Raw genomic sequence first — 19,499 nt, 5'->3', positions numbered from 1 at the left:
TGTGAGAAATCGAGAGAACAGACTGTTCTTGATAGGAGTTGGCTATCAGCCGTCCGACGATCGCCCAATTGAGGGCGTTCCTGGCCGTCGCGGACCATCTCCACTTCCGTGACGCTGCCGCGGCGCTCCGTATGAGCCAGCCCGCCCTGTCGGCAGCGGTGGCCGCGCTCGAGGACGCCCTGGCCACCAGGCTTGTGGAACGCACCACACGCAAGGTGCTGCTGACCCCCGCGGGTGAGATCGTGGCGCGCCGGGCGGCGATCGTACTCGCCGAACTCGACCGCATGGCAGAAGAGGTCGCGGCCGACAAGGGACCTTTGGCCGGACCATTGCGACTTGGGGTTATTCCTACGGTCGCTCCCTATTTGCTACCGACGCTCCTGCCCGCGCTCCATAGTGATTTTCCCGACATTGAGCTTTCCGTGCGGGAAGAGCAGACGGCGATCTGCGTCACAGAACTGCTCGCCGGCCGCCTCGACGTGGTAATGCTCGCCCTTCCCGTGACCGTTCCCGGGATCGTCGAGCACGAGCTCTACCGCGAGGACTTCGTCCTGGCCGCGCCGCGCGCCCTCGAAGTGGCCGAGCCGGTCGAGCGCGACGTGCTGGGCGACCTCGACGTGCTGCTGCTCAACGAAGGGCACTGCCTGCGCGACCAGGCGCTCGAGGTGTGCCGGGAGGTCGGCGCGAAGGCCGCCGCGGCCACCTACGCCACGAGCCTTTCCACCCTGGTCCAGCTCGTGTCCGGCGGGCTCGGGGTGACCCTGCTGCCCGAGTCTGCGGTGTCCGTGGAGTCCGGAAGGTCCGGCATGGCGCTGCACCGCTTCGCCGCGCCCGCGCCCTTCCGGCGCATCGGGCTCATCCACCGGGCGACGTCCCCGCGCGCCGAGGAGTTCGGCCTGCTCGCCGCCACGATGCGGCGCGCGGTGCGGGACAAGGATTGGAAAGTCCACATAGCCGCCTGACCGGGCGGATCAAGAGGCGGGCGCAACCTCAAGATTGCGTCAAGGGACCGCCATCTACTCACTCAACGTGAGCACCGGGTGCGCAATGTGACCATGCTGAGCGTCATGGCCACGCCTGTGCCCCGGTCGCTCACGGTGGCGGGTCGGCCATCGTGTTGTTACTTTCGGTGAGTTGATCATGTCGTTGAGTGAGGTGCCTGTGCCCGTCCTGAAGCTTGTGCGCTGGTCGACCTCGCATGTGCCGGCCCCTGTTCGGCGGGCCCTGGTCCGGCTCAGGGAACAGGGCCGCGCGGGGTTCCGGATCGAGGGCGCCGCTTGGACGGACGAAGGCGACCTCCTGCTGACCGGCGCCCACGTGCCGCAGGGCCTCGTCCTGCGGCACCACAGGACCGGACGCGAGGTGACCGTCGCGGGGACCGCCGAAGGCGTGCGGGTGCCTTGCACGCGCATCCTGTCCTTCGGCGAGGAGATCCCCCTGGCCAGCGGCGAATGGGAGCTGCGCGACGCCCACTGGACGGGCAGGCGCGTGCCGGACAAGCGGGTCGACGGCCTCCACGTGTTCACGCCGATCGCGCGCGGCACCCGGCTCGTGCTGTCGGTCGCCCCGAACCACGCTCCCGACGAGCGGGGCCCGCGCGCGCAGGAGCGCCTCCAGTCCGGGCACTACGCGGGGCGCAGGGCGCTGCCGCTCGTCGACCTCGTGGTCTTCGACTCGATGAGCGGCAGGGCCGCGTCGTGCAACCCCCGGGCCATCCACGACGAGTTGCTCCGCCGCGACCTCGGCCTCGACCTCGTCTGGATCAGCGCCGACGGCCAGTTCGCCGCGCCGCCCGGCGCGGAGGTCGTGCTGGCGGGCTCCCGCGCCCACTACGAGGTGATGGCCCGGGCCAGGTACGTGGTCGGGAACGTGCGGATGCCGCGGTGGTTCCGCAAGCGCGAGGGCCAGACCTACCTTCAGACCTGGCACGGCACCCCGGTCAAGCACCTCGGCTTCGACATCGAGGCGATGGCCGACCGGCGGGAGGCGGCCTTCGCCCACATCCGCGGGGACACGCCACAGTGGGACTACCTCGTCTCCCCGAGCCAGTACGCGACGCCGATCCTGCGCCGCGCCTACGGCTACGAAGGGGAGGTCCTGGAGATCGGCTACCCGCGCAACGACGTGCTGCACGGCCCGGACAAGGACGCCAAGGCCGCCGCCGTACGGGCCCGCCTAGGGCTTCCCGAAGACAAGAAGGTCGTCCTGTACGCCCCCACGTGGCGCGACGACCTGCGCTTCTCCGGGATGCCGCAGGACCTCGCCCTCGACGTCGCCGACGCCCGCCGCGCCTTGGACGGCGACCACGTCCTGCTCGTCCGCGCCCACCGCAACGCCGTCAAGGGCGCGGGCTGGCCCCGCCCGGACGGCTTCGTGCGCGACGTGACGGCCTACCCCGACGCCGCGGACCTGCTGCTGGCCGCGGACGTCCTGGTGACCGACTACTCCTCGACGATGGTCGACTTCGCGGGCACCGGACGTCCCGTCGTGGTGTTCGCCCCCGACCTCGACCGCTACCGCGACGAGATCCGCGGCCTCTACCTCGACCTCGAGGAGAAGTCCCCGGGCCCCCTCCTGCGCACGTCCGGGGACGTCGTGGCCGCGCTGCGCGCCGGGATCGAGGCGGGCGACGCCGTCGAGGCCTTCCGCGCCGAGTTCTGCCCGTTCGACGACGGGGGCGCGTCCGGCCGCGTGATCGAGCACGTCTTCAAGGGGATGTGACATGCCTCCGGTGCTGAGCGTGGTCGTCGCGTTCACCGCCGCGGGCGGGCTCGCCGACACCCTGGAGGCGCTGGCCGGGACGCACGGGACCGGGCTGCGCGTGGTGATGGTCGACGCGGGCTCCCTCGACGGCGCGGACACGGTGGCCAAGGAGTACGCGGCCACGGACGAGCGGTTCGCTCTCGTCAGGGGCGAGACGGGGGAGGACGCGCGCAACGTCGGCGTACGCCACGCCACAGGCTGCTACCTGGCTTTCGCCGAACCCGGCGACTTCCTCTTCCCGGGCCCGCTCGTCGCCTCCCTGGAGCGGACCGGCTCCGACCTGGCGATAGGCAGGTCCGCAGGGGTGCGCTACCCGGACGGGCTGTTCACGGGGCCCCGTATGGAGCTGGGCCTGAAGGGCGAGCCTCTGCTGCTGCACCACCGGACGCTCGGCGCGAAGGTCTTCCGCCGCTCGTTCTGGGACCGCCATGGGCTGTCCTTCCGCGACGGGCCGGAGGCGGGGCTGCGCCTGGGGGTGGCCGCGCAGGTCGTCGCCGGGCGGACGGACGTGGTCCCCGACCTCGTCCACGCCCATCCCGCGCCCGTCGAGGTGGACCCGATCGCGCTGGTCGGGGCGCTGGCCGAGGCGTCGGCCCACCTCGCCGCGCACGCGCCCAAGCAGCGCGTCGAGTTCGACCGCGGCGTCGTCATCGCGGAGATGACCGGCGTGCTGCACACCATCGCGCAGGTCGAGGAGGGCCGCGAGGAGCTGTTCTCGGCGGCGCACGCCTACCTGGCCACCGTCTCGCGGGACCTGTTCCACGAGGGCCCCGTCGTGCACCGGATGCGCTGCCACCTGACGGCCGAGGGCCTGCTCGAGGATTTCCTCGAAGTGAGCCGGTACGAGCAGGCGTGGGGCACCCGCGCGGGCGTGATCCAGCGCGGCATCCTCTGGCGGACCTGGTACCACCACTACCCGCAGCTGTTCGACCACCGGGTCCCGCAGGAACTGCTGTGCGCGTCCCGGGAGATGACCTTCGAAACCGGGGTCGACGAGGTGGAGCACGTCCACGGCTCCCTGCTGCGGATCACCGGCCACGCCTACGTGGAGCTGCTCGACCTGCCCGGCACCGGCGACGGCGACCTGCGGCTGACCCTCGTGGAGCGCGGGGGCAGGCGGCGCGTGCCGGTCGACTTCCAGCGCGCGGACCGGCCCGACCTCACCGCGAGGTCCGCCCAGGCCTCGGCCGCCTACCGGGGCGGCGGGTTCGTGGCGATCGTCGACGCGTCCCGGCTCGGCGAGGGGGAGTGGCGGCTTGAGGCGGTCTTCGCGCACCGCGGCGTGCGGCGGACCGCGTTCGTCGCCGGCGCCGCCGACCAGCGCCGCGCCCACCCGGCGGGCGTCCGGGTAGGGACGGGGCTGTGGGCGCAGCCGGTGTGCGCCGGGACCTTCGCGCTGCGCGTCAGGCCGCTGCGCGCGCTCGTCACCGGGTGCGCGGTCGAAGACGGCGAACTCGTCCTCACCGGCTGGTCCCCCGACGAGGACTTCCCCCTGCGCGCCGGATCGGCCGAGGTGCCTTTGGAGCTCACCGGCGAGGACGGCTTCCGCGCCCGCCTTCCCCTCGACGCCTTGAGCGCCGCCGCCGAAGCCGGCGCTCTGCCTCTGACGCTCGGCGCGGCCCCGCTGACCGCGGGCGACCTCCCGCCGGTCGCGTCCTGCGGCCTGGTGCTGCACCGCGACGACGACGGCCTGCTCGCGCTCGCGCGCCGCCCCGCCGGGCCGCGGATCCTGCGCGCCGAGCCCGAGGGCGCGGCAGGAGTCCTGCTGTCCGGCGACCTCGGCGCGGGACTGTGGCTGCGGCACACCGGCACCGGCGAGCTGCGCGCCCTGCCCTGCGACGCCGACGGCGACGTGCCCTTCCGCTACGCCGAACTCGTCCCGATCCGGGGCGGCGAGTGGGACGTCGTCGACGTCGAGGGCGCCCCCGCCACGATCGACCGGGTTGCCTCCGGGCGGCTGCCGGGGCCCCGCCGCTGCGGCAGGGCCGAATACGACCTGCGCGCGACCGCGGCGGACGGCCTGCGGCTGCGGATCCGGCCCGGCCTGCGCGACGAGGAGCGCGGCGGCTTCCACCAGCGCAGGCTCGCCGAGCAGCACTACCCGCGCCTGCGCACCCGGCCGCTGTTCGACCGGGTGGTGTTCGAGGCGGGCGAGGGCACCCGGTGCTCCGGAAGCCCGCGCGCCATCTACGAAGCGCTCCAGATGCGCCGCCCCGACCTCGACCTCCTGTGGGTCTCCCGGGACGCCTCCTTCGCCGTCCCCGACGGGGCCGACTGCGTCGTCCGGGACAGCGCCGAGCACTACGCGGCCCTGGCGACGTCCCGGTGGGTGGTCAGCGACGGGCTGCTGCCCGAGTGGTTCCGCAAGCGGGAGGGCCAGGTCTACCTTCAGACCTGGCACGGGGCGCCCCTGGCCGGCGTCGGGTTCGACCCGCGCGAGCCGCGCGGCTTCGCCGAGGCCGCCCGGCAGGAGCGGATCGCCGCCGACGTCGCGCAGTGGGACCACTTGGTCTCGCCGAACGCCTACAGCACCCAGATCCTCCGCGGCGCCTTCGAGTACGACGGGCCGATCGTGGAGTCGGGGTACCCGCGCAACGACGCGCTCGCGGCGCTCGACCTCACCGAGGCGTCCAAGGCGGCGAGGGCAAGGCTGGGTCTGCCTTCCGGAGCCCAAGTGGTGCTGCACGACCGCGCGCTCGACGTGGCGGCCCTTCGCGCGAGGGTCGGGTCCGACACGGTGTTCCTCGCCGCCGCCGACCACGACCCGACCGACCTGTGCCTGGCCGCCGACGTGCTCGTCACGGGGGTGTCCGCGCTGATGTTCGACTTCTCCGTCACCGGCCGCCCCGTGTACTGCCACCGGCCCGGCGGGCATCGCGAGTACTTCGACGTCGTCGTCGAGGGCCCCGGGCCCGTGATCGACGACCTCGACGACCTCGCCGCGGCGCTGCGCGAGCCGTCCGGCTCCAGCGCCGGGTTCGCGGCCCGGTTCTGCCCCCTGGACGACGGGCTCGCCTCGATGCGGGTCCTCGGCCGTGTTTTCGACCGGGCCCGCGACGACCGCGTCTTCGGTGTGCCCCGCAAGAAGCGCAAGAGGAAGGTCCGATGAGTCCCCGGCTGAGCGTCATCGTCCCGATCTACAACGTAGAGCGCTACCTGCCCGCGTGTCTCGACTCGCTGGCCGCCCAGACCTTCACCGATCTCGAAGTGATCATGGTCGACGACGGTTCCACCGACGCCGGCGCGCTGATCGCCAAGTCCTACACCGAGCGGGACCGGCGGTTCATCCTGCTCCATCAGGAGAACCAGGGACCCGGACCGGCCCGCAACTTCGGCGTCTCCCAAGCGCGCGGCGAACTCCTCGCCTTCGTCGACGGCGACGACCTCGTTCACCGCGACGCCTACACCAGCCTCATCGGCTCCCTCGACCGGACGGGCTCCGACCTCGCGTCCGGCGGGCTGCGCAGGTTCGGCAGACGCGGCGTCCGGCACTCCGAACTGCACAGGGCGGCGTTCGCCGACGACAGGCTCGCCACCCACATCAGCCGCTTCCCCGACCTCGTGGCCGACCGGATCGTGTGGAACAAGGTCTGGCGCCGCGCCTTCTGGGACCGCACCGGGCTCGTCTTCCCCTCCGGGCTGTACGAGGACATCCCCGTCGCGCTGCGCTCCCACGTCCGCGCCCGCAGCGTCGACGTGCTGAGCGGGCCCGTCTACCTGTGGCGGGTCCGCGACGCGGGCGAGGCCTCGATCACCCAGCGGTCCGGGGAGCCCGACAACGCCTGGGACCGGCTCTCCGTGCTGCGCGAGATGCGCGCCGTGATCGCCGAGGAGGCCGCCGCCGCGCTGCCCGCCTTCGACAGGTTCACCCTGGAGTTCGACCTCCCGAAACTCGCCTGGGCGATCGACGCGTCCGGCGACGCCCAGGCCGCCGCCCTCATCCGGGAGTTCGTCGGCGGTCTCGACGAGGCGGCCGGACGCGACCTGCCCGCCTTCGCGCGGCTGCGCAACCACCTGCTCGGCCGCGGGCTGCTCCCCGAACTCGGCCAGGTGCTCAGATTCGAGTCCGAGGCCGGCTCCGCGCCCGTCCGGCCCTACGGGAGGCTGCGGCGGCGCTGGCTCGCCGACTACCCCTTCCTGCGCGACACCGGCGTGGCGGTCCCCGACGACGTCTACGACGTGACGTCCGAGCTGGAGCTCACCACGCGCGTCAAGGACGTCTGGTGGGAGGGCGACGTCCTGCACATCGCGGGATACGCCCATATCGACAGGATCGAGACAAAGCCCGACGACAGGATGCGGGCCTGGGCCGTCGACGGCAAGACGGGCAAACGGCACCGGTGCGCGCTGCGCAGGGTGCTCGCGCCGGAGGCCACCGTGGAGTCGCGGCAGTCGGCCGTCAGCCACGACGAGTCCGGGTTCGTCCTGGAGATCCCGGTGCTGCCGCGCGGCGACTGGCGGATCCTGCTGGAGCTGTCGTCCGGCGGGCTCAAGCGGACCGCGCCGCTCAACCGGCCCGCCGCGGGACGCGCCTCCTGGACGCCGTACCTCAACGTAGGGGTCGGGTTCCGGGCGCAGGCCATGTACGACGACGAAGGGCTGTTCGTCCGGGTGCGGCGCGTACGGTCCCTCGTGACTTCCCTGTCCGTCGCGCCCGATGGGCTGCTGACGATCCGGGGCTGGGTCGCCGCGAAAGGCGAGGCGGCGCTCATCGCCACGTCGGGGACGCGGCGGATCGCGTTCCCGATGCGCCGCGAAGGGCAGATCTTCACCGCCGAGGTGCCGCTGGCCAAATTCACCGCCTCGCGCACCGAGGCGTTGTCGGGCGGCGGGCAGTGGGAGCTGCGGATCGCCGCCGACGACCAGAAGATCACGCCGCTCGTCGAGCCGTCCGTCGCGGAGGTCCGCTGGGCCGACGGGGGCACCGAACTCGCCGTCACCAGGACCCGGTACGGGGCCGCCGCCGTCGTCGTCAGGCCCGCCGGGCTGACCGTCACCGACCTGCGCTGGGAGCACGGCGCGCTGGTGCTCACCGGGGAGCGCTCGCCCGGCGCCGCCGAACCCGCCGAGGTCGTCCTGCGCCGCGGACACGACAGGCACCGGCTCACCGCGCGCTGGAGCGGGAACATGTTCCGGATCGCGCTCGACCCGTCCGCGATGCCCGGCCCGTTCGGGCCCGCGCCGCTCGCGGGCGGCACCTGGGAGCTGCTCGCCGGAGGCCCGGACGCCGAGCGCCCCGTCATGCTGGAACGGCGGCTGCTGCCCGTGCTGCCGCCGGAACTGCGCACCGGCGGGCGCGTCTACCGGCCCACCTACGGCGAAGGGTTCCGGCTGCACGCCTCCCGCGCCCTCGCCGTCGACGAACGCGGCGCGTACGCCCAGCGGATCCTTCGCGAGGTCGATTACCCCAGGTACCTGACGGAGCCGGTGCTCGACGCGGCGGTGTTCCTGAGCGGGCGCGGGACGACCTGCGCGGGCGGGCCGCGCGCGGTGTTCGAGGAGCTGCGCGGCCGCGGCACCGGCCTCGACCTCGTCTGGCTCGGCTCCGACCACAGGTTCACCGCGCCCGAGGGCGCCAGGACCGTGGGGACCGGGACCCGGGAGGCCTACCGGCTGCTCGCCCGCGCGCGGTACGTCGTCACCGACGCGGCGCCGCAGCCCTGGCACCGGCCCGGGGAGGGCAGGACCTGGCTGCGGACCGGGCCCGGCACGCCGCTGTGCCGTCCCGCCGACACCGGCCGCCGACCCGCGGCACCGGAGGCCGACGTACTGATGTCGTCCGGGCCCGCGGCGTCCGAGCTGCTGCGGGCGGGCCTCGGGCACACGGGGGAGATCCTGGAGGCCGGCTCGCCCGCCAACGACGTGCTGTTCGCGCCCGACGCGGGGGTGCGGGCCGCGCACGTCCGCGGGCTGCTGGGGCTGCCGGAGGGCCGCCGGGTCGTGCTCTACGCGCCCGCGCGCCGGAGCGGGAAGTCCTCGGGCTCGATCGCCCGCTTCGACCTGCGGCTCGACCTCGAAGAGGCGCGGGCCAGACTCGGCAGGGACCATGTGCTGCTGGTCCGGGCGCACCCCGGGACGGGCGGCACCGGCCTGCGCGGCGACGAGTTCGTCCGCGACGTCACCTGGTATCCGGACCTGGCCGATCTCTTCCTGGTCGCGGATGTGCTGGTGACCGACTACTCCTCGGCCATGTTCGACTTCGCGATCACCGGCCGTCCCATGGTCTTCCACCCGTACGACCTGAACACGCAGAGCAGGAGCCCGGGCTTCCTGCTGCCTTACGAGGAGACGGTTCCCGGCCCCGTCGTGCAGGGCCCGTCGGAGCTGGTCGACGCGCTGCGCGCGCTGGACGAGGTGGCCGCCGCCCACGGCGACGCGCTCCGCGCCTTCGCGGCCCGCTTCACCGCCGCAGAGAACGGCACCGCGGCCCGCGCCGCCGTCGACCGCCTCCTCGACGGCTGATCAGCCCGCCCGCCGCCGCGCCACGACCCGCACCGCCACGAGCACCGCCAGCACCATCGCCACCACGGGCAGCACCCGCCGCAACCCGCCGCCCGTCCGCCCCCCGCCCGCGCCGGGCCCGCCCGCCCCCCCGAGCCCCGTTCCGTGCACAGCGCCCACGGGCTCAGCGCCGACGGGCTCAGCGCCGACGGGCTCAGCGACCTCCACCTCGAAGGTTTCGGAGACCACAGGGGCCTGCTCAACCTCTACAGCCTCAGAAGCCTTATCAACCTCAGGTATCCCAAGAGCCTCGACGGCCTCAGGGGCCTCAGGCACTGTGCAGGGCGCGGTCGCGGCGCCGGAGGGCTCGTCGGTCGCCTCGGGGGCGGGGGTGGGGGCGGGGGTGGTGAGGGTGGCGGAGAGGGCGGTGGCGAAGCGGGTGAGGAGTTTGGTGGCGGCGTCGCGGATGACGGGGTCGGGGAGGGAGGCGGCGCGGCCGGTGAAGGAGGCGCGGATGTGGAGCAGGACGCGGCAGCCCGACGGGGAGGGCAGGACGGTGGCCTGGAAGACCGCCTCGGCGGTGCCCGGGCCGCGGGCCTCGCGGGCGGACGCCTCAAGGATGGCGGTGCGGGTGAGGTCGTCGACGACCGCGGTGCGGGCCGTGCCCTTGTAGGTGATCGTCGTCGCGCCGAACTTGATCTTCGCCCTGCCGTGGTGCTCGGCGTCGGAGGTGGACTCCAGGACGACGCCGGGCATCAGCGGGGCCACACGCCGGACGTCGAGGAGGGCCTGCCAGGCGGTGTCGGCGTCGGCGGCGAGCGCGAACTCGGTGGCGAACTCCATGGGGCCTCCCTGCTTGCGCACGAACCGTACTCGCCCGCGAAACCCTACGACGCGCGGGCATCGGCTGCCACAGGGGCCGCCCCCGCCACGGCGGGGTGTGGGCCGGATCGCATGACGCGGGGCGCGATGCCGGGTACAGTTGCCGTCATGTCTTCCGCCTTCTCGTGTTGTTGTCGCTGACCCGCGTACTCCGCCCCGTCAGTCGACCACCCGAAGGATCTTCGTTGAAGACCGAGACTTTCCCTGACATCACCATGGCCTCCGCCGCGCCGGTGCATCCCGATGCCGCGCCGACCGTCGGCCAGCTCGCCTGGCGGGTCAGCCAGGCCGCGGCCCGCCCCGACGCCTGGTGGCACCTGGTGACGTTCACGCCCGGCGAGCGCGTCCGCGTCGACCTGGACGGCGGGCTGACCCTGATCACGTGGCCGCCCGGGTTCCGGCTGCCCGCGCACGGGCACGACGGCCACCTCCAGATCATGGCGGTGATCGCGGGCGAGCTGGCCGAGGTCGTCGTCGGCGACGACGGCGCGACGGCCCGGCCGCTGCGGGCCAACCGGATCAGGGTGCAGGCGGGCGACCGGATGCACGAGGTCGTCAACCCGGGTGAGGGCTACGCCGTCACCCTGCACGCCTACGCCTGATCGCGGCGGCCCCGGCTGAGCCCGCGGACCAGCAGCACCACCGCGTAGCCGACGACCAGAGACGGCACCAGGTACCGCATCGGCGCGAGGTCCACCCACGAGAGGGCGGCCCCGCCGAACAGCGCGGCCACGATCAGGAAGAAGATCCCGCCGACGAACGCGCCGGGATCGGTCTTATGCGCCACCGCGGACCACCTCCACATCGCCGACCATGCCCTTGACGTGCACTTCCAGAACGGGCGGGTTCGGCCCCGACCCGTCGAGCACCTGGTCGACCCTGGCCCGCGGCCCGCTGTTGATCTTCTTCTCGACGGTGATGTCGCCGAGGTTCGTCGCGGCGTGCAGTTCGACCCGCGCGTGGGCGGGCAGCACGATCCGGATGCCGCCGAGGCCGAGCTTGGCCTCGACCCGGTAGCGGGTGCCGGGGCCGAGCGCGAGCGTGGTGAGGTCGAGGGTGCCGTTGCCGGCGACGATCCGGTACGGCTGGGTCGACTTCGGGTCGACGGGCCGCCACTCGACGTCGCCGAACCGGCTTCCGGGGGGCAGTTCGGTGGTCGCGGCGCTGGTGAGCAGCGCCACCGACAGCAGCGCGCCGACCCCGACGAGCCCGCGCGGCCTGCCGAACCAGGTGCCGGTCACCAGGCCGAGCCCGACGACGGCGAGCGCGGCGCTCAGCGAGAGCTGCTGGAGATGGTCCTGGCCGAGCGGGGAGGAGTTGACCGCGCCGGCCGCCGTGGCGGCCAGGACCAGAGTGATCACGGTCAGCCACTTGCCCGTGTGCTTGCGGGGGGAGGGCGAGGTGGCGCCGGCGGGCCGCACGGGCTTGGCGCTCCGGGTCTTGACGTCCGCGGTCCGCGGCCTCGCGGCGCCCAGGTCGACGATGAGGCCCGGATCGGCGGGGACGGGCCGCAGCGTCGCCAGGTCGATCCACGTGCCGGTGCTGCCCGTGCCCATGCCCGTGCCCGTGCCGCCGGACGTTTCGGCAGGGGCCTCCGCGACGGGGAGCGGGGAGAGGGGCTCGCCGCGCAGCCCGTCGGGGAGGGTCCGGGCCGCTTCGACGAGGTCCACTCCCCGCGTCTGCGCGATCATGCCGATGAGCAGCAGGATCATCAGCGAGCCGAGGACGCCGGCGTCGAGCCCGCCCGTCGTTCCGCTGACGATGACGTCGAGGACGACCCCGCCCGCGAGCGCGATCCCCAGCAGGGACAGGACGGCCGACCCGGCGACGGCGCGCCGCCTGCTCCGCTCGACGACCCCCGGCCCGCCGTCCGGTTCGGCCATGAGCACCGCCGCGAGGATGTACAGGGGGATCGCCGTCCAGGTGAGGAAGACGAGCACTCCCCACCCGATCCGGAACACCAGGGGGTCGATCCGCGTGTACCGGCCGAGCCCGGCGCACACGCCCGCGACGAGGCGTCCCTCAGCCCCCCGGGTCAGCCTGTCCGTCGTCATGCCTCCCATGGTCTCCCGCCCCGTTCCGTCCCGGTATCCGGGACAGCCCTGAGCCGACCCTGATTCGGCGCGCGGCGCCCCGGAACGTCCGGTGCAGAGCATGATCACGAAGAGCACCGTCGTGCCTTCGGCCGGGTCAGGAGGCCTGGCGCCGGTCTCTCGGGGACCCTTACGCGACCCTGAGAAGGGATCAGGGGTGGTTCCCCGATGCGCGCGGGCCCGGTTGGGTGTGAAATCAAGGCATGGGGTCGACAGGCATCGTCCGGCTTGAGCGCCGCCGGGACGGCAGGCTGCTCGCGGGCGTGTGCGCGGGGCTGGCCGGACAGTTCGGGCTGGAGCCCGTCGTCGTGCGGCTGGCTTTCGTCGTGCTGGGCGCGGCCGGGGTCTACGGGATCGCGGCCTATGCCGCGTTCTGGATCCTCGCGCCCGCGAGGGACGAGGAGCGGCGGCGGCGCGATCCGGCGCAGCTCGTCGCGTACGCGCTGCTCGGCGGCGGTCTGTCGCTGCTGACGGGCGTGTCGGGGCTGGCCCAGATCGCGCTGTGGCCGGTGCTGGTCGTCGGGATCGGCGCGGTGATCCTCTGGCAGCAGTCGAGCCGCGACCAGCGGGAGCGCTTCGTGTCGCTGCCGCAGGGCATGTGGTGGCGCAGCCTCCTGGGCGCGCTGCTGGTGACGGCGGGGATCGGCGGGTTCTTCGCCCAGCGGGTCTCCCCGCAGGACATCCCGCAGGTGCTGCTGGCGACCGCGATCATCCTCACCGGCGTCACCGTCGTCATCACGCCCTGGCTGGTGAAGCTCTGGCAGGAGTTGGACGCCGAGCGGGCCGAGCGCGTCAGGTCGCAGGAACGGGCCGAGGTCGCCGCGCACATCCACGACTCGGTGCTGCACACCCTCACCCTCATCCAGCGCAACGCGCACGACCCGAAGGAGGTCGCGCGGCTCGCCAGGTCACAGGAGCGCGACCTGCGCGCCTGGCTCTACCAGCCGAAATCCGACTCGTCCCGCAACTTCGCGGCGGCCGTCCAGGAGACGACGGCCGAGGTGGAGGACCTGCACGGCGTCCCGATCGAGGTCGTCTGCGTCGGCGACTGCCCGCTCGACGACCGGATCGGCGCGATGATCCAGGCGGCCCGCGAGGCGATGGTCAACGCCGCCAAGTACTCCGGCGCCCCCAGCGTCTCGGTGTACGCCGAGGTCTCCGGCGACGAGCTGGAGATCTTCGTCCGGGATCGGGGCAAGGGGTTCGACCTCGACGCGGTGCCTGCCGACAGAATGGGGGTGCGGGGTTCGATCATCGGCCGGATGGAACGGCACGGCGGTACCGCCCGGGTGCGCAGCGCCCCCGGTGAGGGCACCGAGATCAGGTTGGAGCTGAAGAAGTGACGCGTGTGGTGCTGGTCGACGACCACCAGATGTTCCGGACCGGGGTGCGGGCCGAGCTGGGCCCGCAGATCGAGGTCGTCGGTGAGGCCGCCGACGTCGACTCGGCGGTGTCGGTGATCGCGGCGACCGAGCCCGAGGTCGTGCTCCTCGACGTCCACCTGCCGGGCGGCGGCGGCGTCGAGGTGCTGCGCCGGGTCCTGCCGTCCAAGACCACCCGGTTCCTCGCGCTCTCGGTCTCGGACGCGGCCGAGGACGTCATCGGGGTCGTGCGTGGCGGCGCGCGCGGCTATGTGACCAAGACGATCTCCGGACCCGAGCTGACCGACGCGATCGGCCGGGTGGCGGAGGGGGACGCGGTGTTCTCCCCCCGCCTGGCCGGCTTCGTCCTCGACGCGTTCAGCGCGACCGACGCCCCCGCGGCCGATCCCGAACTCGACCAGCTCACCGCGCGCGAGCGGGAGGTGCTGCGCCTCATCGCGCGCGGCTACGCCTACAAGGAGATCGCCAAGGAGCTGTTCATCTCGGTGAAGACCGTCGAGACGCACGTCAGCAGCGTGCTGCGCAAGCTCCAGCTCTCCAACCGGCACGAGCTGAGCCGCTGGGCCGCCGCCCGCCGCCTCGTCTGACGGCTAGCTTCCCTTCGTGCCGTACGCCATGTCGAGGATGACCGTGGCGAAGGGCTCCTTGCCCGTGCCGTCCGTGTACCGGCCGCCCAGGTACTTGGCGGTCGCCGCGTCGTAGAAGATCTCCCAGTGGCTCTGACCGGTGCCGGGGATCGTGATCGACGCGGCGGGCCGTCCGATCGGGTCGGTCGCCTTCTCGTCGCGCTCGGCGCCCGGGTACTTCGCCAGGGCGTCCAGGAACTCTCCGCGCCGGCCGGCGTCGCCCAAGCGGAGGGTGAGGGTCTCCTGGACCGTGCCGAGCGCCGCGGGCCCGGTGGAGCCGTCTGCCTCCGCGCCCTGCGCCTTGAAGGTCAGCGTGTCGAGGAGCTTCGTGACGGAGGTCTCCTCGGCGTCCGGACTGACGGCCTTGGTCGTGATCTCGGCGCAGGAGGGCTTCTCGCCCGGCTCCTTGTCGGTGGGGATCTCGCACCCGTCCGAATCGGCTGCCGGGCTGGTGTAGACGCCGATCATCACGTCCCACTGCTGCGGCGCCTCGGAATCCACACCGGACTGGGCCGAGGTGATCGCGGGGTACTTCCCCGATTCCGACAGGCCGACGGCCCAGGTGGCCGGGTCCGTCGCCTGCTTCCGAAGCTCCGCGGAGGAGTCGGCCTGGGCCGGGGCGGAGGCCGCAGGCGAGCTCTCGGGGCCGCCGGACCAGACGACGGCCGGGACGGTGATGATCGCGGCGGTCGCGGCGGCGGCGACGGCGAGGGCGGGCCAGCCGCGCAGCGACGGGAGGCGGCGGACGCCGCCGGTGAACTCGGGGGCGGTGAGGGGCGGCGGGGCGTGTTCGAGGGCGCGGCCGAGGTCGCGCAGTTCCGTCATCTCGTCCATCGGGGTCACTCCTCGTCCATGCTGGTCAGGGGGTTGGCGCCGAGCGCGGCGCGGGTCTTGCGGCGGGCCCGGTTCAGCCGCGACCGGACGGTGCCGACGGGGATGCCGAGGGCGCGGGCCGTCTCCTCGTAGGTGAGGTCGGCCCACGCGACGAGCAGGAGCACGTCCCGGTCTCCCGCCGAGAGGCCCGCGAGGGCCGCGGCGAGCGCCGACCGGGCGGCGGTGGCTGTGAGATCGGTCACCACCCGGTCGTCGGCGGCCGGCGCGGCGGATTCGGCCTGGGTTCGGGCCAGGGCCCGGTAGCGGGTCATCTCGTCGCGCCGGTGCCGGGCCACGAGCCGGGTCGCGATGCCGTAGAGCCACGGCCGGGCGTCCGGATAGGCGCTGTTGTACCGGCCCCTTTTGCGGAACGCGGTGAGGAAGGTCTCGGCGACGACGTCCTGGGCCGCCTCGGGTCCGATACGTCGGGAAACGTGCCGGTAGAGGGGGTCGGCGTGCCTGGCGAAGAGACCGGAGAAGAGCTCGGGCCGTTCCGCGGAGGCGACCACGAGTTCGGCGTCCGTCCGTGCCGAAGGCGAACCGGGGACGGGCGGGGCCGCCTCCGGAGGGGGCGGATGGGCTGGATCGCGGGACCCGGCTGTTGTTCGGAGAACTGTCACACCCTGTCTCTCCGGAAGCCGCGTGGAGGGTTCACGCTCAGAATCCAAGATCGGTCTCTCGGGTCGAAAGGTAAACATTTCGTCCCCGTCAGACGTCTTTACTCGTGAGGCACTCTTCGGGAGCGTGACGGATGGCGAAGGTATCTTGGCGGGGATGAAACGCGCGATCGGGATCACCCTTGCCTCCGCCTTTGCGTGGGGCACCGCTCACTTCGTGACCGGGCGGCGGGTGGCGGGTGCGCTGCTGCTGGCGCTCCAGGTCGCCCTGGCCGTCGGCGTGGTGCTGCTGGCGGTACCGCTGCGCGACAGCGCGACCGAGTGGTTCGTGCAGCCGCAGTGGCTGAACGTGCTGCGGGTCGGCCTCGTCGCGGTCGGCGCCGTGTGGGCCGCGGTGATCGTGCGCTCCTACCAGCTCGTCTCGCCCGGCCGACGACCCGTGCTCGTCGCGTTCGTGGTCGTGCTGTGCCTGGCCGTGGCCGCGCCGCTGGCCTACGCGGTCGAGCTGACCCGCGTCTCCCAGGACCTCGTCGACGACGTCTTCGCCAAGGGCACCAACAAGAACCCGTTCCACGTCCCGCGGATCAACCTGCTGCTCATCGGCGCCGACGCCGCGCCCGACCGGCCCGGCGTGCGGACCGACAGCATGACGGTCGCCAGCATCGACACCCGCAAGGGCACCACGACGCTGTTCAGCCTCCCGCGCAACCTGGAGGACGTGCCGATGCCGACGCCCGTCTCCCAGGCGGCCTTCCCCGAAGGCTTCCAGGGCGACGGAGGGGCGAGCCCCGGCCTGCTCAACGAGGTCTTCCAGTGGGCCGAGGACCACCCGGACATCGTGCCGGGCGTCGCGGACGGCAAGCGCGGCCCGGAGCTGCTCAAGCAGACCGTCGGCGGGATCCTCGGGCTCCAGGTGGACTACTACGTGATGGTGGACATGGCAGGGTTCGCCCAGCTCGTCGACGCCGTCGGCGGGGTCCGCATCAACGTCACCGAAGAGCTGATCTACGGCAAGCAGAGCCAGGGCCGCATCCCGGCGGGCGACCAGATCCTCACCGGCGAGCAGGCCCTGTGGTTCGGCAGGACCCGCACCAACAGCGACGACTACAACCGGATGGGCCGGCAGAAGTGCCTGCTCTACGCGCTGTCCCAGCAGGCCGACCCGGGCACGCTGCTCACCCGCTTCCACGGCATCGCGGGCGCCGCCAAGCGGGCGGTGTCCACCGACCTGCCGTCCAACGCGCTGCCCGGCCTGATCCGGCTGTCGAAGAAGATCCGCGGCAAGGACGTCAAGAGCGTCCAGTTCGTGCCGCCGCTGATCAGCACCGCCTACCCGGACTGGGAGCTGATCCGCGCGAAGGTCACCGAGGCCCTGGCCGCCAAGCCCTCGAACAAGCCGACCGCGGCCGTCAGCCCGGCCGCCGCGACGAACGCGCCGACCGACCCGGCCGAGCCGGAGACCGAGCCCACCGCGAAGGAGACGGCCGAGCCGGACTCCCTCGCGGCGACCTGCGGTTAGAGCTTCTCGACCGGGGCCCAGCGCAGCACGAGGTGCTTGACGCCGTCGCCGCCGCCGAAGTCGACGGACGCCGAGGCCTTGTCGCCGACGCCGTCCACCGCGATGACGGTGCCGAGCCCGTACTTGTCGTGCGTGACGCGGTCGCCCACGGCGAGGTTCGGCACCGCCCGGTTGCCGGGCGAGCGCGCGCCCGGCCGCGCGGCCGCCGCCGACAGCGCCGGGGCCGCGAGGGGCTCGGCGGCCTTCTCGACGATCAGGTTCGGCGGGATCTCCTTGAGGAACCGGGAGACCGGGTTCGACTGGGGCGCGCCCCACGACGACCGCATCTGCGCCCGGGACACGTGCAGCCGCTCGCGCGCCCGGGTGATGCCGACGTAGGCGAGACGGCGCTCCTCCTCCAGCTCCTTGGGGTTGCCGAGCGCCCGCAGGTGCGGGAACACGCCGTCCTCCATGCCGGTGAGGAACACGACGGGGAACTCCAGGCCCTTGGCGGTGTGCAGGGTCATCAGGGTGACCACGCCCTCGCCGTCGTCGGGGATCTGGTCGGAGTCGGCGACGAGCGCCACCCGCTCCAGGAACGCGGTCAGCGGGTTCGGCGGCTCGGCGTCGCCCTCCTCGCGCGTGTCGTCGCCCGCTTCGAGCAGGTCCTCGAACTCGCGCGCGACGTTCTCCAGTTCCTGCAGGTTCTCGACGCGGGTCTCGTCCTGCGGGTCCTTGGACGCCCTCAGCTCGGCGAGGTAGCCGGTCTTGTCCAGCACGGCCTGGACGATCTCGGCGGGCCCGTGCCCGTCGACCATCGTCCGCAGGTCCTCCAGCAGCGCGACGAACTCGTTGATCGCGTTGAGGGAGCGGGTGGCCAGACCGGGGACCGCCTTGGCCTCGCGCAGCGCCTGCCAGAACGAGATCCGCGAGCGGGCCGCGTGCACCTCGACGGTCGCCTCGGCGCGGTCGCCGATGCCGCGCTTGGGCACGTTGAGGATGCGGCGCAGCGAGACGGTGTCCTCGGGGTTGGCCAGCACCCGCAGGTAGGCCAGGAGGTCCCGGATCTCCTTGCGCTCGTAGAACCGCACGCCGCCGACGACCTTGTAGGGCAGGCCGACGCGGATGAAGACCTCTTCGAAGACGCGGGACTGCGCGTTGGTCCGGTAGAAGACCGCGACATCGCCGGGCTTCACGCCCTCGGTGTCGCCGAGCCTGTCGATCTCGGCGGCGACGAACGCCGCCTCGTCGTGCTCGTTGGAGGCCGAGTAGCCGGTGATCTTCTCGCCTTCGCCCTGGTCGGACCACAGCCGTTTGGGCTTGCGGTCGCCGTTGCGCTCGATCACGGCGTTGGCGGCCGACAGGATCGTCTGGGTGGAGCGGTAGTTCTGCTCCAGGAGGATCGTGGTCGCGTCGGGGTAGTCGCGCTCGAACTCCAGGATGTTGCGGATCGTCGCGCCGCGGAAGGCGTAGATCGACTGGTCGGCGTCGCCGACCACGCACAGCTCGGCCGGGCCGAGCCCCTCGACGGGCGCGGCGAGCTTGCGGACCAGCTCGTACTGGGCGTGGTTGGTGTCCTGGTACTCGTCGACGAGGATGTGCCGGAACCGCCGCCGGTAGTGCTCGGCGACGTCGGGGAAGATCTCCAGCAGGCTGACCGTGGTCATGATCAGGTCGTCGAAGTCCATGGCGCCGGCCTGGTGGAGGCGGGCCTGGTACATCTCGTACGCCTGGGCCAGGGTCTGGTCCATGTGGGTGGTCGCCCGCGCCTTGAACGTCTCGTAGTCGATGAGCTCGTTCTTGAGGTTGGAGACCTGCGCGGAGAACGACTTGGGCGGGTAGCGCTTGGGGTCGAGGTCCAGCTCGCGGCAGACCAGGGCCATCAGCCGCTGGGAGTCGGCCTGGTCGTAGATGGAGAACGAGCTGGGGAAGCCCAGGCGGGAGGCCTCCCGGCGCAGGATGCGCACGCAGGCGGAGTGGAAGGTCATCACCCACATGGCGCGCGAGCGGGGGCCGACCAGGGAGTCGATGCGCTCCTTCATCTCCCCGGCGGCCTTGTTGGTGAACGTGATCGCGAGGATCTGGCCGGGGTGCACGTCCCGTTCGGCCAGCAGGTAGGCGATCCGGTGCGTGAGGACCCTGGTCTTGCCGGATCCGGCGCCCGCGACGATGAGCAGGGGGCCGCCGGCATGGACCACGGCGGCACGCTGCTGCGGGTTCAGCCCGTCAACGAGAGGGTTCGAGGTTGCAGTCGACATCATCTTTGAGTGTATGGCCGAGTGTCGGTGTGGGGGTCTCTTGCCGGTGTTGTAAGCGGAGTCTTA

Annotated in this window: 14 protein-coding genes; 8 read left to right on the top strand and 6 right to left on the bottom strand. The window is 72.8% G+C overall.

The annotated features are described in order from the left end of the window. Positions 1–68: 68 nt before the first annotated feature. The 4 genes from ACYVOM_RS26975 (at position 69) to ACYVOM_RS26960 (ending at position 9,225) form a co-directional block, all read left to right on the top strand. Positions 69–962, top strand: coding sequence for a LysR substrate-binding domain-containing protein (locus tag ACYVOM_RS26975; protein WP_460306312.1), 894 nt, complete (start codon positions 69–71; stop codon positions 960–962). Positions 963–1,140: 178 nt separating this feature from the next. After that, on the top strand, positions 1,141–2,721 hold the full coding sequence (locus ACYVOM_RS26970; protein WP_460306311.1) for a CDP-glycerol glycerophosphotransferase family protein: 1,581 nt from the start codon (positions 1,141–1,143) through the stop codon (positions 2,719–2,721). 1 nt (position 2,722) lies between these two features. Continuing rightward, the gene (locus ACYVOM_RS26965; protein ID WP_460306310.1) at positions 2,723–5,872 is read left to right on the top strand and encodes a bifunctional glycosyltransferase/CDP-glycerol:glycerophosphate glycerophosphotransferase; all 3,150 of its coding nucleotides are present in this window, start codon (positions 2,723–2,725) and stop codon (positions 5,870–5,872) included. After that, complete coding sequence (locus ACYVOM_RS26960) at positions 5,869–9,225, top strand: bifunctional glycosyltransferase/CDP-glycerol:glycerophosphate glycerophosphotransferase (RefSeq protein WP_460306309.1); 3,357 nt, start codon at positions 5,869–5,871, stop codon at positions 9,223–9,225. Before ACYVOM_RS26965 ends, ACYVOM_RS26960 begins: the two co-directional genes overlap by 4 nt. Here the strand turns inward: ACYVOM_RS26960 and ACYVOM_RS26955 are convergent, their stop codons facing one another. Beyond that, positions 9,226–10,047 carry an SRPBCC domain-containing protein gene (locus tag ACYVOM_RS26955; RefSeq protein ID WP_460306308.1) on the bottom strand — a complete coding sequence of 274 codons (822 nt, stop codon included), beginning with the start codon at positions 10,045–10,047 and terminating at the stop codon, positions 9,226–9,228. A gap of 224 nt (positions 10,048–10,271) precedes the next feature. Here ACYVOM_RS26955 and ACYVOM_RS26950 point away from each other — a divergent pair, with 224 nt between their 5' ends. Beyond that, the gene (locus ACYVOM_RS26950; RefSeq protein WP_460306307.1) at positions 10,272–10,688 is read left to right on the top strand and encodes a cupin domain-containing protein; all 417 of its coding nucleotides are present in this window, start codon (positions 10,272–10,274) and stop codon (positions 10,686–10,688) included. Here ACYVOM_RS26950 and ACYVOM_RS26945 read toward each other — a convergent pair. Together ACYVOM_RS26945 and ACYVOM_RS26940 are read right to left on the bottom strand one after the other, a co-directional pair. Further along, positions 10,679–10,873 carry a hypothetical protein gene (locus ACYVOM_RS26945; protein ID WP_460306306.1) on the bottom strand — a complete coding sequence of 65 codons (195 nt, stop codon included), beginning with the start codon at positions 10,871–10,873 and terminating at the stop codon, positions 10,679–10,681. The genes ACYVOM_RS26950 and ACYVOM_RS26945 overlap by 10 nt on opposite strands. Beyond that, positions 10,863–12,140: a PspC domain-containing protein gene (locus ACYVOM_RS26940; protein WP_460306305.1), complete on the bottom strand. Its 1,278-nt coding sequence runs from the start codon at positions 12,138–12,140 to the stop codon at positions 10,863–10,865. The genes ACYVOM_RS26945 and ACYVOM_RS26940 overlap by 11 nt, the downstream gene beginning before the upstream one ends. Positions 12,141–12,382: 242 nt before the next feature. On the opposite strand from ACYVOM_RS26940, the gene ACYVOM_RS26935 reads away from it, so the two are divergent. Beyond that, complete coding sequence (locus ACYVOM_RS26935) at positions 12,383–13,522, top strand: PspC domain-containing protein (protein WP_460306304.1); 1,140 nt, start codon at positions 12,383–12,385, stop codon at positions 13,520–13,522. Next, the gene (locus ACYVOM_RS26930; RefSeq protein ID WP_460306303.1) at positions 13,519–14,148 is read left to right on the top strand and encodes a LuxR C-terminal-related transcriptional regulator; all 630 of its coding nucleotides are present in this window, start codon (positions 13,519–13,521) and stop codon (positions 14,146–14,148) included. The genes ACYVOM_RS26935 and ACYVOM_RS26930 overlap by 4 nt, the downstream gene beginning before the upstream one ends. 3 nt (positions 14,149–14,151) lie before the next feature. Here the strand turns inward: ACYVOM_RS26930 and ACYVOM_RS26925 are convergent, their stop codons facing one another. Then, entirely contained in the window at positions 14,152–15,021 is an 870-nt protein-coding gene (locus ACYVOM_RS26925) for a hypothetical protein (RefSeq protein ID WP_460306302.1), read from the bottom strand. 5 nt (positions 15,022–15,026) lie between these two features. Beyond that, positions 15,027–15,569 carry an RNA polymerase sigma factor gene (locus tag ACYVOM_RS26920; RefSeq protein ID WP_460306301.1) on the bottom strand — a complete coding sequence of 181 codons (543 nt, stop codon included), beginning with the start codon at positions 15,567–15,569 and terminating at the stop codon, positions 15,027–15,029. Positions 15,570–15,834: 265 nt separating this feature from the next. Between ACYVOM_RS26920 and ACYVOM_RS26915 the strand changes: the two genes are divergently transcribed. After that, complete coding sequence (locus tag ACYVOM_RS26915) at positions 15,835–17,196, top strand: LCP family protein (protein WP_460306300.1); 1,362 nt, start codon at positions 15,835–15,837, stop codon at positions 17,194–17,196. Here ACYVOM_RS26915 and pcrA read toward each other — a convergent pair. Next, entirely contained in the window at positions 17,193–19,436 is a 2,244-nt protein-coding gene (gene pcrA, locus ACYVOM_RS26910) for a DNA helicase PcrA (RefSeq protein ID WP_460306299.1), read from the bottom strand. The two genes, ACYVOM_RS26915 and pcrA, sit on opposite strands and share 4 nt — an antisense overlap. Positions 19,437–19,499 lie beyond the last annotated feature (63 nt).

It is taken from the genome of Actinocorallia aurea, assembly GCF_054783995.1.
Note: the sequence above shows the minus strand (reverse complement) of the source record. Positions and strands in the feature narration are given on the sequence as shown.

Excerpts from the sequence above, each read along its gene's own strand:
- ACYVOM_RS26960 (WP_460306309.1), top strand. The coding sequence starts at position 5,869 with ATGAGTCCCCGGCTGAGCGTCATCGTCCCGATCTACAACGTAGAGCGC.
- ACYVOM_RS26935 (WP_460306304.1), top strand. The coding sequence starts at position 12,383 with ATGGGGTCGACAGGCATCGTCCGGCTTGAGCGCCGCCGGGACGGCAGG.
- ACYVOM_RS26940 (WP_460306305.1), bottom strand. The coding sequence starts at position 12,140 with ATGACGACGGACAGGCTGACCCGGGGGGCTGAGGGACGCCTCGTCGCG.
- ACYVOM_RS26965 (WP_460306310.1), top strand. The coding sequence starts at position 2,723 with ATGCCTCCGGTGCTGAGCGTGGTCGTCGCGTTCACCGCCGCGGGCGGG.
- pcrA (WP_460306299.1), bottom strand. The coding sequence starts at position 19,436 with ATGATGTCGACTGCAACCTCGAACCCTCTCGTTGACGGGCTGAACCCG.
- ACYVOM_RS26915 (WP_460306300.1), top strand. The coding sequence starts at position 15,835 with ATGAAACGCGCGATCGGGATCACCCTTGCCTCCGCCTTTGCGTGGGGC.
- ACYVOM_RS26970 (WP_460306311.1), top strand. The coding sequence starts at position 1,141 with ATGTCGTTGAGTGAGGTGCCTGTGCCCGTCCTGAAGCTTGTGCGCTGG.
- ACYVOM_RS26925 (WP_460306302.1), bottom strand. The coding sequence starts at position 15,021 with ATGGACGAGATGACGGAACTGCGCGACCTCGGCCGCGCCCTCGAACAC.
- ACYVOM_RS26955 (WP_460306308.1), bottom strand. The coding sequence starts at position 10,047 with ATGGAGTTCGCCACCGAGTTCGCGCTCGCCGCCGACGCCGACACCGCC.